This window comes from Dyadobacter frigoris (assembly GCF_005280585.1).
GTDB lineage: Bacteria > Bacteroidota > Bacteroidia > Cytophagales > Spirosomataceae > Dyadobacter > Dyadobacter frigoris.
Genome location: NZ_SZVO01000006.1, coordinates 1 through 13,404, shown reverse-complemented (window position 1 = coordinate 13,404; position 13,404 = coordinate 1). Strand labels below are relative to the sequence as shown.

10 protein-coding genes are annotated in these 13,404 nt (G+C 39.4%); 7 read left to right on the top strand and 3 right to left on the bottom strand.

Annotated elements, in window-relative coordinates:
* The first annotated feature begins 179 nt into the window (after nucleotides 1–179).
* The 3 genes from FDK13_RS13585 (at nucleotide 180) to FDK13_RS13575 (ending at nucleotide 4,470) form a co-directional block, all read left to right on the top strand.
* Nucleotides 180–2,564, top strand: coding sequence for a type I restriction-modification system subunit M (locus tag FDK13_RS13585; protein ID WP_137340551.1), 2,385 nt, complete (start codon nucleotides 180–182; stop codon nucleotides 2,562–2,564).
* Nucleotides 2,557–3,867, top strand: coding sequence for a restriction endonuclease subunit S (locus FDK13_RS13580; RefSeq protein ID WP_137340550.1), 1,311 nt, complete (start codon nucleotides 2,557–2,559; stop codon nucleotides 3,865–3,867). Before FDK13_RS13585 ends, FDK13_RS13580 begins: the two co-directional genes overlap by 8 nt.
* A gap of 351 nt (nucleotides 3,868–4,218) precedes the next feature.
* Nucleotides 4,219–4,470, top strand: a complete 252-nt coding sequence (locus FDK13_RS13575; RefSeq protein ID WP_374756099.1) for a GxxExxY protein — start codon at nucleotides 4,219–4,221, stop codon at nucleotides 4,468–4,470.
* Nucleotides 4,471–4,540: 70 nt separating this feature from the next.
* On the opposite strand, the gene FDK13_RS13570 is transcribed toward FDK13_RS13575, so the two are convergent.
* On the bottom strand, nucleotides 4,541–4,726 hold the full coding sequence (locus tag FDK13_RS13570) for a hypothetical protein (RefSeq protein WP_137340549.1): 186 nt from the start codon (nucleotides 4,724–4,726) through the stop codon (nucleotides 4,541–4,543).
* A 44-nt stretch (nucleotides 4,727–4,770) separates the two neighbouring features.
* Between FDK13_RS13570 and FDK13_RS13565 the strand changes: the two genes are divergently transcribed.
* The 4 genes from FDK13_RS13565 to FDK13_RS13545 are packed head-to-tail and all read left to right on the top strand — an operon-like array spanning nucleotide 4,771 to nucleotide 11,570.
* On the top strand, nucleotides 4,771–7,860 hold the full coding sequence (locus tag FDK13_RS13565) for a type I restriction endonuclease subunit R (protein ID WP_137340548.1): 3,090 nt from the start codon (nucleotides 4,771–4,773) through the stop codon (nucleotides 7,858–7,860).
* Between the two features lie 34 nt (nucleotides 7,861–7,894).
* Nucleotides 7,895–8,308, top strand: coding sequence for a hypothetical protein (locus FDK13_RS13560; protein ID WP_137340547.1), 414 nt, complete (start codon nucleotides 7,895–7,897; stop codon nucleotides 8,306–8,308).
* 36 nt (nucleotides 8,309–8,344) lie between these two features.
* Nucleotides 8,345–10,294 carry an AAA family ATPase gene (locus FDK13_RS35825; protein ID WP_220417368.1) on the top strand — a complete coding sequence of 650 codons (1,950 nt, stop codon included), beginning with the start codon at nucleotides 8,345–8,347 and terminating at the stop codon, nucleotides 10,292–10,294.
* Entirely contained in the window at nucleotides 10,287–11,570 is a 1,284-nt protein-coding gene (locus tag FDK13_RS13545) for a 5-methylcytosine restriction system specificity protein McrC (RefSeq protein WP_137340546.1), read from the top strand. The genes FDK13_RS35825 and FDK13_RS13545 overlap by 8 nt, the downstream gene beginning before the upstream one ends.
* A gap of 141 nt (nucleotides 11,571–11,711) precedes the next feature.
* Here FDK13_RS13545 and FDK13_RS36625 read toward each other — a convergent pair whose 3' ends face one another.
* Nucleotides 11,712–11,906: a DUF6965 family protein gene (locus FDK13_RS36625; protein WP_374756101.1), complete on the bottom strand. Its 195-nt coding sequence runs from the start codon at nucleotides 11,904–11,906 to the stop codon at nucleotides 11,712–11,714.
* Nucleotides 11,907–12,718: 812 nt separating this feature from the next.
* The coding region (locus FDK13_RS13540) for a hypothetical protein (RefSeq protein ID WP_170982796.1) at nucleotides 12,719–13,404 on the bottom strand (686 nt) is incomplete at its 5' end.

Genomic DNA, 13,404 nt, shown 5'->3' with positions numbered 1-13,404 from the left:
AAAATGCAATTCAGTTGCCACGAATTAAATACATTAGCTATGATTATGATTTGCGATGAAAAGAGTGATTCGAATCAATGTGATGTAAAAACTAATATTATTCCTTTTTTCAGCTGGACAAAGCTATTACATTTACTTCAAGTGCCCTCTGGCCAATTATTGCCTTTAAAATAACTTCAATGAATCATTCAGTACACAATAAACTTGTTTCTTTTATCTGGTCTATCGCGGACGACTGTCTGCGTGATGTATATGTGCGTGGAAAATACCGGGATGTAATTCTTCCGATGGTGGTATTAAGGCGATTAGATGCGTTGCTGGAACCTACTAAAGACGCTGTCATGGAAGAACTGGCATTTCAAAAAGACGAAGCCGGTTTCACAGAATGGGACGAAAATGGACTGATGCAGGCTTCGGGATATGTGTTTTACAATACCAGTCCCTGGACTTTACAGCGACTACACAACACGGCGACCAATAGCCAGCAAATATTACAAGGCAATTTTGAAGAATATCTCAATGGATTCAGTGCGAATGTCAAAGAGATTATTGAAAAGTTTAAGCTAAAAAGCCAGGTTAGGCACATGGCCAATAAGGACGTATTACTGAACGTCCTGGAAAAATTCACTTCTTCTTACATCAATCTTACACCTTTTGAAAAAGTAGATCCGGATGGCCGCAAATTACAGCCGCTTTCTAATTTAGGAATGGGTTATGTTTTTGAAGAATTGATACGGAAATTTAACGAGGATAATAACGAGGAAGCAGGGGAGCACTTTACGCCGCGTGAAGTAATTGACCTGATGACGCATATCATTTTTGATCCGATTAAAGATAAGTTGCCGCCTGTGATGACAATTTATGATCCGGCTTGCGGAAGCGGTGGTATGCTGACGGAATCCCAGAATTTTATCAAAGATGAAGAAGGCGGGATCCGGGCCAAAGGTGATGTGTATCTGTATGGCAAGGAAATCAACGATGAAACGTATGCGATCTGTAAGTCGGATATGATGATCAAGGGCAACAATCCGGAGAATATCCGGGTGGGCTCTACGCTTTCTACGGATGAATTTGCCGGAACGAGTTTTGACTTCATGCTGTCCAATCCGCCTTATGGCAAGTCCTGGGCGAGTGAGCAGAAGTATATCAAGGATGGAAAAGATATTATTGATCCGCGTTTCCAGATCAGACTGAAAGATTACTGGGGTGTGGAAGATGACGCCGATGCAACGCCACGTTCTTCGGACGGACAGCTGCTTTTCCTGATGGAAATGGTTTCTAAAATGAAATCAAAAGAGAAAAGCGCAAGTGGTTCGCGCATTGCTTCGGTACATAATGGTTCCAGTTTATTTACGGGCGATGCCGGTGGAGGAGAAAGTAATATTCGGCGGTATATTATTGAAAACGATTGGCTTGAAGCTATTGTTCAATTGCCGAATAACTTGTTTTACAATACCGGAATTACGACTTATATCTGGATTCTAAGCAATAACAAAGCGCCACATCGCCAGGGGAAAGTGCAGCTTATTGATGCTGGGCAACTTTACCGTAAGCTGCGTAAAAACCTTGGTAACAAAAACTGTGAATTTGCTCCTGAACATATTAAAGAGATTGTACAAGTTTATACCAGCCTGGAAGCGATTGAGCGGGAAGGCGAAAGCGGCATTGCGTCGCAGATTTTTGATAATGCTGATTTTGGTTATTACAAAGTTACCATTGACAGGCCAAAGCGCCTGAAAGCGCAGTTTACCGAAGAGCGTATAGCAGACCTCCGTTTTGAAAAATCCTTGCGCGAACCCATGACCTGGGCTTATACTGAATTTGGGGAAGAAGTGTATACCAATATTGCCGCTCATGAAAAAGCAATTTTGGAATACTGCGAAAAAAATGAGCTAAACCTGAATGCTAAACAAGCCAAAGTACTCACGAGCAAAGAAATCTGGCAAAAGCAGCTGGATTTGTTGAACAGTGCATCGGAACTGTTGGCAATGATTGGTACCGAAGAATTTAGCGACTTCAATATTTTTAGGGAAAAAGTAGATGCGGCTCTTAAAAAACTAAGTAACAAACTGACTTCCTCTGAAAAGAATGCAATCCTGAATGCCGTAAGCTGGTATGATGCTTCGGCTGAAAAAGTAATAAAAGGAATTACCAAATTCGCCGGCGAAAAACTGGAAAAGCTACTGAATTACTTGGATTCTAAGGAAGGACAGCTGGCCGATTACGGTTATTTTCCAACTGGCAAAAAAGGCGAATATCTGCAGTACGAAACAGAAAGCGATTTGCGTGATACGGAAAATGTACCACTGAAAGAGAATATTTACGAATACTTTTTAAAAGAAGTAAAACCACACGTTTCCGAAGCCTGGATTACACTGGACGCTACCAAAATTGGGTATGAAATCAGTTTCAATAAGTATTTCTACCGCCACAAACCTTTGCGAAATATTGAAGATGTGGCCGCTGATATATTGGCCTTGGAAGTGGAAAGTGATGGGTTGATTCGGGAGATTTTGGGTTTAGGTATAGGTGCTGATGTTTTAATGGAAAGAACTGATGTTTGAGAAATACAGTGAGTATAAAGATTCGGGTGTTGATTGGCTGGGAATTGTTCCTAAGAATTGGAAAATTCAAAAATTAAAAAATTTCTTTAAAGAAAAACAATCTTTATTTATTGATGGCGACTGGATAGAAAGTAAGGACATTGGTGGATATGATTTTAATTACTTTACTACTGGAAATATTGGCGAATTACAATTCAAGGATTCTGACCAAAGCTATATTACCTCAGAAACCTTTAAAAAACTTCGATGTACAAAGGTTGAAGTGAATGACATTTTAATATCAAGATTAAACGTCCCGCTCGGAAGATGTTGTTTAGCTCCGAAAACTGACCGACCGTCTATTGTATCCGTAGATGTTGTTATTTGTAGACCAGATGACACCTACAATCGAAAATATTATGTTTACTTAATGAATTCCCCACTATACTTTTCGTTTTCTGAGATAGAATCACGTGGCGCAATAATGAAGAGAATTAGTAGAAATATTCTTGGGAATTTTTATTTTCCAGTACCTTCTCCCGCCGAACAAACCGCCATCGCCAACTTTCTCGATCGCAAAACGGCTCAAATTGGCCAAGCCATTTCCATCAAAGAAAAACAAATAGAATTACTCAAAGAACGCAAGCAAATTCTTATTCATAATGCAGTAACTCGTGGGTTGGATCCGGATTTTAAGATGAAGGATTCGGGTATTAGCTGGATCGGGGAGATTCCTGAGCATTGGGAGATTTTTGCAAATAGAGTTCTTTTTACTGAAAGAAATCAGCCTGGGCGAGAAGGGCTTCCGTTGTTATCTGTTTCTATTCATACTGCAATTTCATCTGAGGAATTGGATGAAGAATCTAACATCCGTGGCAAAGTTAAAATTGAAGACAAAAGTAGCTACAAACTTGTGGAAGTTGACGACATTGTGTTTAACATGATGCGGGCATGGCAAGGAGCTATCGGAGCTGTGCGTGTAGATGGGATGGTAAGTCCGGCTTACGTTGTAGCAAAGCCAAACAAGAAACTGGACGCTAATTATGCTGAATATCAGTACAGAACAAGCATTTATATTCAGGAAATGAACCGGGTTTCTAAGGGGATAACGGATTTTAGAAAGAGATTGTATTGGCATGAATTTAAACAATTGACAACAATTCTCCCTCCATTTGAGGAGCAGAAAAAAATTGTTTCTTTCATAGAAATCGTCAGTAAAAAAATCGCCACCGCCATTTCCCTGAAACAAAAAGAAATTGAAAAGTTAAAGGAATACAAATCAACTTTGATTAATAGTGCGGTGACGGGGAAAATAAAGGTCTGAACTGTGATTTGTGTGATTTTTATGATTTTATGATTTTGTTTTATTATTTTTTGTATTTTATTGGGTAGTGGCGTTTGATTTGATAGGCGTTTGATCGTCATCAGTGGAATCAAAAAAATCACAAGAATCAACGTGCAGACAAAAGGTGTAATCAAGGCAATCACAAGAATCAAACGAATCAGAGTCATGATAAATGAGCAGTATAAATATTCTGAGCTGACTTCTAAAATTATTGGTTGTTGTATGACAGTTCATCGGGCCTTAGGGAATGGGTTTCAGGAAGTCATTTAGCAACGGGCACTAGCGATTGAATTGGAACTTTCTGGGATTTTGTTTAACAGGGAATTTGAGATGCCGATTTATTATAGAGATCAGCATATTGGTACGAGGCGGGTTGATTTTTTAGTGCAGAGTATAATATCCGTTGAACTTAAAGCTTTGACGAAACTGGAAGACGTACATTTTGCTCAGGCGATCAATTACCTGGAAGCGTATAATCTGGAAGTAGGATTACTGATTAGCTTCGGAGAAACCAGCTTGAATTTCAAACGACTACTCAACAAGAAGATCAAGCCAGAGAATCCAAATAAACCCAGTAGGTAATCATAGCAATCACAAAAATCAAATGAATCAAAGTGCTGACAAAGGAGGCGATATTCAGGAACTTACAAACCTAATTCTTAATGAACTCACGGCCTTTTAATTCTGCTTCACGTAACAGCGCTATAACGATTGCCTGTATCTGTGGCTGGGGAACTTCCTGATTTTCCAACGCCATGCTACCGCTCACCATATCGGTGACCATGGATGTAACATATGCCTTCTGGCGCAGCTTGGAATATTTTTCAAATAATTTCATAGCTTCAAATATAACCTAATTTTAGTAATTTCTAAAACCTCCTGATGCCCAGCCAAACCAACGAAGCCGCTCTTGAAGCCACTATTGAAAAAAAGTTAACAGGTACATCCCTAGAAGAATACCAGAAACCCATTTCAGCGCTTCCTACTCTGGAAGAACGAAGGCCGCTGTACCGGAGTGGACAGGGATATTATTTGGGATTACCCGGTGATTTCAATGCACGATATGCGGTGGATGAGGTGAGGCTTTGGGATTTTTTAGAGACTACACAAAAAGATGAGCTGGCTAAGTTGCAAAAACAAAGTGACTGGAAACTGAAAATATTGGAGCGGCTCGACAGAATGTTAAAAAAGAATGGTATCATTCGTATTCTGCGTAAAGGGCTGGATGTGGAAGATGCTCATTTTACATTTCTATTTGTGTTGCCCCTTGCCAGCAGCAGTGAGGCGATCAAACAAAATTTTGAAAGTAATCAGTTTAGTGTAACCCGTCAGGTACGTTATTCTCTTACCAAACCGGGTGAGGAAATTGACATGGTGTTGTTTGTGAATGGTTTGCCCTTTGCCACCATGGAACTAAAAAACCAGTGGACGGGACAAAATGCCAAATTCCATGGGCAAAATCAATATAAAAACGAACGCGACATTACGCAGCCGTTATTAAATTTTGGCCGTTGTATCGTTCATTTCGCCGTTGATACAGACGAAGCGTATATGACGACAAAACTCGACGGAAAGAACACTTTCTTTCTTCCATTTAACCTGGGGGACGATTTTGGCAAAGGCAATCCAATAAATCTTTTCGGACACAAAACTGCCTACTTATGGAACGAAGTGCTGACTCGGCAGAGTGTGGCCAACATCATGCAGCACTTTGTTCGTTTTGATGGCAAGGATAGTGATCCGTTAACCAAAAAACGATTATACTTTCCGCGTTATCATCAGATGGATGTGGTACGAAAACTGATTGCCGATGTTAGTCAGTATGGTGTTGGGAAAAGCTATCTCATACAACATTCGGCAGGATCAGGAAAGTCCAATTCTATTACCTGGGCAGCGTATCAGCTGATTGAAACCTATCCTGAAAACGATCAGGTGCCAGGTAGTAAGGGTATTGATAATCCGCTGTTTGATTCTGTGATTGTAGTAACGGACAGACGATTGTTAGACAAGCAGCTGCGCGAAAATATCAGGGAGTTTTCGGAAGTGAAAAACATCGTTGCACCAGCCTATTCTTCCAAAGAGCTCAAAGAAAGCCTGGAAAGCGGCAAGCGCATCATCATCACGACCATTCAGAAATTCCCATTTATTATTGATGGAATCGCTGATCTGAGTGATAAACGTTTTGCTGTAATAATTGACGAAGCGCATGGAAGCCAAAGCGGAACAGCAGCTAATAATATGAACCAGGCGCTGGGCACGTCGGCCAATGAAGAAGACGATCCTGACCCTCAGGAAAAAATCATTGAAATTATGCGGTCGCGAAAAATGCGTGGTAATGCATCCTATTTTGCTTTCACAGCCACACCCAAAAACTGTACGCTTGAAAAATTTGGCGTGCCCAAAGAAGGTGGTGGGTTCCGACCGTTCCATTTGTATTCCATGAAACAGGCCATCGAAGAAGGCTTCATTTTGGATGTACTGGCTAATTATACGACGTATCGCAGCTATTATGAGATTGAAAAATCGATAGAAGATAATCCGATGTTTGATACGGCAAAGGCTCAGAAGAAACTGAAAGGTTTCGTGGAGCAGCACCGGCAGACGATTGGTACCAAAGCGGAAATTATGCTGGATCATTTTATTTCGAAGGTAGTTAATACCAAGAAATTGAAAGGTAAAGCCAAAGCGATGGTAGTTACGCAAAGTATTGAGTCGGCTGTCAGATATTATTTTGCGCTTAAGCAATTATTAGATGATAGAGGAAATCCATTCCGTATCGCCATTGCGTTTTCTGGCAAGAAGTTAGTCGACGGTATCGAATACACAGAGGACACGATCAACAATTTCCCCACAACACTTGATACGGCCAAACCGGCCGACCCGGGTTACATCAGCGACAAAATCGCACGGTACTTTAACATGGATGAATATCGAATCCTGGTGGTAGCCAACAAGTATTTGACTGGTTTTGATCAGCCAAAACTTTCGGCCATGTATGTTGACAAAAAATTGCAGAGTGTTCTGGCAGTACAGGCTTTAAGCAGGTTGAACCGCTCTGCGGACCAGCTAGGTAAAAAAACGGAGGATTTATTTGTCTTAGATTTTTTCAATTCAACCGACGAAATTAAGGATGCTTTTGACCCTTTTTATACATCAACGACACTCAATTCCGCGACGGATGTCAATGTACTGCATGATATCAAAAGTACATTGGACGAAACAGGCGTATATGAATGGACAGAAGTGGAGGATTTTATTGATAAATATTTCAAGGGCGTAAACGTGGAACAACTTAGTACTATTATTGATATTGCCGCCAAAAGATTCAATTCGGAACTTGAACTGGACGACAATGGTAAAGCCCAAATCAAGATATTAGCCAAGCAATTTGTTAAAATATACGGACAAATGGCATCCATACTGCCTTATGAAATAGTTAACTGGGAAAAGCTATTTTGGTTTCTAAAATTTTTGATTCCAAAACTCATCATAAGTACTGGTGACGATAAGGTCTACGACGAATTGCTGGATTCAGTTGACCTTTCCACTTATGGCCTTGAACGTGTAAAACTGAATGCATCCATCGGCCTGGATGCTGCCGAAACAGAATTAGATCCTCAAAATCCAAATCCACGAGGTGCTCATGATTCAGACGCAACGGAAGATCCGTTGGAACTTATTGTCAACAGTTTTAATGAACGTTGGTTTCAGGGCTGGGAAGCAACCCCGGAAGAACAGCGAGTGAAATTTGTAAGCCTGGCAAAATCCATCCAGGTCCACCCGGACTACGAAGACAAATATTTAAATAATCCCGACCTACAAAACCGAGAGCTTGCTTTTAGAAGAATTTTTGAAGAAGTTATGGGCAAGCAGCGCCGAAATGAACTTGACCTATATCGGGCAATTTCAAAAGACGATGCTACGAAGATGGCTTTTATTGATTCGTTGAAAAGGGTATTAGGTACGGTATAATTTAGAAAAAAGTAACATTATTAACCTCCTCAAAATGAAAAATTTTCAATACGTTGAAATTATTAAAAAGAAATTTGGAGCCATTGGTGTTGAGCAGCAAATACCGCTGATAACAAGGAACAAATATTTTATTGCCAGTATGGTAACTGAAGGAATCAGGGTTGACAATCTTGGGAATAACCCAGTGCTGGTTTGGGAAGTATTCGATTCAGCAATCGACCTACTCATCAGAAACGGAGTCGGAATTCCAGTGATGAAAGGAAGTGCAATGAATAATTTGCTCGGCGATCCTGGTTTGCCCTTAGATTCAATAGAGGGATATGTTGGACAGAAAGTTTTTCAAAAGCAGGTAGGCCAAGTCGTTTTCCGCAGAATCTCACCAATTGTAGGGATTCTGCGGTGGGCTGGAATTGCAAGAAATGGAAAAGGCGTTCTCATACTCCAATAATCAATAGAAAACAATACCCTACCGAATCTCAAAATCATGCAGCAACCAATTAAATTCTATGTCTGTAGTGTTGGAGATCCTACAAAAGACTATGCGAGACAAAATCTTGACCGGATTGTAACAAACTCAGCCTTTATTCTACACAAGGATGCGAAGCAAAAAGGTGTATACGAAGAAATCAAACCTGGCAGCATAGTATTATTGAAATTTGACAGAAAACTGGTTGCCTATGGAAAGGTATTGGGAAATCGAACGACCGATGACGAAGATTGGAATTTGTGGACTGATGTCAAAGAATGGTTTTTCCAAGATCTTGGTAATGTTGAGGATGGAATCCCTTTACACGGTATTGGAGGGGATACTATAGCTGGCGGTCCTTATGGAACTGTCAAAGAAGTATCTACCGAGTTTGGTTGGCAAAAATTACAGGAGATCGATTCTTTATCCTCACTCCATGCCGAGTTGAATAATCAAGTTGTAATTCCAAATGAATCTGAAAGTATGAATGATATAATAGATTTACTCAAATATAAAAAGCAAATTATTTTGCAGGGGCCTCCTGGGACTGGGAAAACATTTACAGCAAAAAAAATTGCTAACAAACTGGCAGGTTTGAACAGAAATGATGAAGGGGTCGTTTTAACTATTGAGAATATAAAAGCATTGCTCCACATAGGCGAGCACATTCCTTACGGTACTGAAAGTTTTTTGACCATTTCGAAATTAGGAGATGAAACAATGACAGTTAAATCACCAAAAGAAGGAATTGTATCGTTGAATTACAACCGAGTGGTGAAAAGTCTAAAAGTCAAAAGCGTTTCAAAAAAAGGTTCTGATGCATATCCGGATGCAATTGCAGAATACATTTCGAACAGATTTACTGATTCGATTTTAACAGATCAAATTAAACTTGTTCAATTCCATCCTGCTTATAGTTATGAAGATTTTGTTCGGGGAATCACTGCCCGAACAAACGGAGCTGCCGTTGAATATAAAAGTGAGAACAAAATTCTAGCGGAATTTGCAACTGAAGCCCTGGAAAATTATGAGAATTCCAAGAAAGACATTCATACCTTATCATTCGAGAAATGGGTTAATGAGGAACTGGAATTATTTTTCGAGGAAGTTCAACATGAAATTGATAACGATGGCAAATTTCCCCTTACAGAAAAAGTCTCCGTTATCTCAATAGGGTCAGATTATTTTCAAATTTCCGGCACGAGTTGGACAGACAAGATTAAATTTTCTGATGTTTTACTATCCTACTTCAGTGATATTAAAAAAGGCCAGGAAGTGAGAAAAGTTGAAGGTATATCGGGTCTTGCAAAACACCGGTCAACCTATATTTTTGATATGCTTCTAAGGTTTAGGAAATTCTTAGAAACGAAGTCTCAATTTGAAGACAAGCCGATTGATCAAACCCTACTTAACTACGTTCTTATCATTGATGAAATAAACAGGGCTAACCTACCTGCAGTACTCGGAGAATTGATTTATGCTTTGGAGTATCGAGGAGAAACTGTCCAAAGTATTTATGACCTGGAAGGAAATCGGAACTTAATATTACCACCAAACCTGTTCATTATCGGAACCATGAATACTGCTGACCGCAGTGTTGGACATATTGACTATGCAATCCGACGTCGCTTTGCTTTTGTGGATGTATTGCCTTCTCCGGAATATATCCATTCGGTTGCCAAAGATCTTTTCAAAGCGGTTTCAGAATTATTTGTAAGTAACTATGATTCGGTGAATTGGCATGATCCTAAACCTGAGCGATCAATTTACGTAGCAGCGGATTTTCGGCCGGAAGATATATGGATTGGCCATAGCTACTTTATGTCTGAAAAAGAGAATGACTTTGAGGTAAGACAGCAATTAGAGTTAAGGCTTAAATATGAAATACTCCCTTTACTAAAAGAATATCTAAAAGATGGGTTACTTATGCCAAACGCTGAGAATAAAATATTAGAACTGCATGTTTAGGCTCATTTCTCATTTTGAACATTTTGAAGGAAAAGTTGATATTCAACTACCCTTTCTTAATTCTGAAGTTTACAAATACGATTTTTTAAAAAAGAAAGGCGATCAGAATTGTTTTACAATCGAGAAGGATCAATTAGGACATCGTTGTAAGTTGTCTTATTTCGTGGGCGTAGACTGGATTGTCGAAAACGAGACTGCTTTGTACGTTGCACCTAAACTTGATAAAGAAAGCGGGCAGACAGATTATTTAAAAATGCTTTTTTCTGCATTGAAACATCCGGATATAGCCCAACATACCGAAGAATTATTTGAAGTTAAGTTTGATTCTCCCTTCATAGAAATTTCACAACAACAGGACTTGTTAACACCTTTACTAGTGGTGCAATTTTTGCGAATTGTAAAAGAGATTACCAGAAAGGGATTAAGGAAATCGTATTATAAGGTATCGAATAATTTGCAAGCAAAAGTAAAGGGTAAAGTCATGGTTGGGCAAACGGTTAAACATAATATCCTAAAAAACAGGCCATTACATACTTTTTGCATGTATGATGAGTTCGGGGTGAATGGACTCGAAAATCGCTTATTGAAAAGAGCATTGATATTTATCAACCGTTATCTGCCGAGTTTAAGTATCTCGCACACCGACAAGTACTCCCTCGATATGCTCAATTACATTATGCCGGCATTTGTATCAGTGAGCGATGAGGTAAATTTATCAGAAATAAAACAGAGCCATATAAGTGCCTTTTACAAAGAATACACTCAGGCAATTTCCCTGGCAAAGTTAATCCTAAAAAGATTTGGCTATAATATTAATAATACTGACCGATCGGAGAAAATCAGAACTCCTCCCTTTTGGATTGACATGAGCAAATTGTTTGAGCTTTACGTGTTAGGACTTTTAAAGGATCGTTTTCCAAAAGTCAGCACCATTAATTATCAATTCGGGAACCGAGGGAACAAGCTCGATTTTTTACTTAACTCTGACGATTATAAGATGGTTGTTGATGCTAAATATAAAATTAGATATACATCTAAAGTAGACCATTTAGATATTCGCCAGGTGAGTGGTTATGCTCGTTTGAGAAAAGTATATGACTTCCTCGGAGTATCGAAAGATAAAGTTATAGACTGTTTGATCATTTATCCAGATCAGAAAAATGGATCAAGCGATTTATTTACTGATCTGAGGAGAAATGAAATAAACGAATATTATGGAGTATTCAAGGTTGGAATTAAATTACCTATGCAAAGTGATATGGTAAGAAATTTTTAAGCGTAGAAGTAATCTAATTTTTAAGAAGATTCTGCTGTCTCATTTTGGGAGAATTATACAGTAAAACTTAAAAAAGTATTGCGCAGCAGCTTAGACAAAATGACATTTTCAAACGATTTTCGATATTTCGCTGGTAGTTATTCATTGGTTCAATACGATTTCCTTTAAACTGCGCAGGTGCTGCATCAGTGAATTGTGTACGACCTCAGAACCTTTATAGGTGCGGATTGATATTGCCTGTTTTTCAATGAATAAGTTTATGTCTCCGGTTACTGTCATATAGCCGTTTAGTTTGAACGGGATTTCCGGGAATGTTGCAGTGTCAAAGAATGTCAGGAAGAGATTTGAACCTATCTGTTATCTAGCTGAAAATCAATATTTTAAAGCTATCGTAAAAACCTGAGTCCCGAATTGTTCACCTAAATTTTTCTAGTTGAACTTTGATATAAATATCCAAATAATACTCCTTATTTACAAACACAGAAATATTGAAGAAGTAAAATCAAGCCTTTTGTCTAATTGGGGAGGCCCAGGCACATCAATTAAATAAAGGTTCCAAGGGGGTCTTTAGAATGGAAGATTCCCCAGGAAGCTGGGAAAAGATATTGCCTAGTAAATTACTAATCAGTTCGTAACCAGTCCCTTCACACATTACAGATAAGCATTTATGCCAGTATCGACGCTGTGGTGGGGTCTTTCCTTTTCTTCGGATATACACCTTATAACGCCCGACTTCCAGCCCAACAATTGCTATAATGGCGTTCGTTTTGACTTGATCGGAAATTATGAGGAATGTTTGATCCATGGTTAATATCAGAACGGCAAAATATCAACAATATTGAAAACTCGGTAAAAGTCATGAAATTGTTTTAATTATCTGATCCACATCCTGTTGTGTTAAATTTTGATCTTTGATGAATTGCTGAAACAGTAGAAAATTTGCTATGATCTTCAATCCTTCGAGGTAAAAATGCCTTGTGACCTTCCCTTTGCTTTTGGCAAGCGAGCAAATGACCTTGGCCTGCGGGTCTTTGGTGATCTCTTGCTGGTTTTCGTAAAAATACCCGCCCACAAAAAAAACAGGGCTATTAAATTCTGGATGACATAAAAATCCCGTACCCTGAAATCCTCCCAACCCAGATTTGTTTTCAAAAATTAAAAACGGACTCTATTTTAGAACGTCGTAGATAAGCTTGATAGATGGCAAATCCCTCCTGAAAGTGAGTGACAATCTCATTGGTTATCAGCATCATGGGCTCTTTGAATACAGGATTTTGAGTCCTGTTAAGCACATGAACCCTGATGACCGTGTACGTTTTTTCTCCCAGTGTCAAGCTGCCTTTCACCAGGTGTATCCGGGCTTGTGAATACACCTTGTTCTTCCGTACAAAACGATCCAGGACTTCTTCAAATCCCTGTTCCAATTGCGCATCGACCAATTTGACGGCCTGCGGCTTCCCTTTTTGGTTGAATGTAAACTCGTTCGAGTTGCGGGAAGACTTTAAGCGGACAACAAAATGACTGCTCAAATCATTAATGTGTTCGAAGAGTTTCTGGTCGTCATGACCCCTATCCAGCAAATGACGGACAGGAAGTCCGGCAAATTGCGCTTTGACTGCCCGGTCGCACTCGCTGATCTGACCCAAAACGATCTCATCCTGATCAAACCCTGCACCCGCTATCACCTTATAATGTGGATCAGAACTGGAATAGGGCTTCGACCCAAGCAAGTGCAAGGACTTGTCTATATCACTGATAACGATGCTATTAAACGATTTATACCCATTAATGATATCGCCATCAAGGTCACGCACCTTTGACAGGTTCGGCAATG

What these genes read in the sequence shown, in the direction of transcription:
- FDK13_RS13585 (WP_137340551.1), top strand. Translation starts at nt 180, where the DNA reads ATGAATCATTCAGTACACAATAAACTTGTTTCTTTTATCTGGTCTATC.
- FDK13_RS35825 (WP_220417368.1), top strand. Translation starts at nt 8,345, where the DNA reads ATGCAGCAACCAATTAAATTCTATGTCTGTAGTGTTGGAGATCCTACA.
- FDK13_RS13570 (WP_137340549.1), bottom strand. Translation starts at nt 4,726, where the DNA reads ATGAAATTATTTGAAAAATATTCCAAGCTGCGCCAGAAGGCATATGTT.
- FDK13_RS13575 (WP_374756099.1), top strand. Translation starts at nt 4,219, where the DNA reads ATGCCGATTTATTATAGAGATCAGCATATTGGTACGAGGCGGGTTGAT.
- FDK13_RS13560 (WP_137340547.1), top strand. Translation starts at nt 7,895, where the DNA reads ATGAAAAATTTTCAATACGTTGAAATTATTAAAAAGAAATTTGGAGCC.
- FDK13_RS13545 (WP_137340546.1), top strand. Translation starts at nt 10,287, where the DNA reads ATGTTTAGGCTCATTTCTCATTTTGAACATTTTGAAGGAAAAGTTGAT.
- FDK13_RS13565 (WP_137340548.1), top strand. Translation starts at nt 4,771, where the DNA reads ATGCCCAGCCAAACCAACGAAGCCGCTCTTGAAGCCACTATTGAAAAA.
- FDK13_RS13580 (WP_137340550.1), top strand. Translation starts at nt 2,557, where the DNA reads ATGTTTGAGAAATACAGTGAGTATAAAGATTCGGGTGTTGATTGGCTG.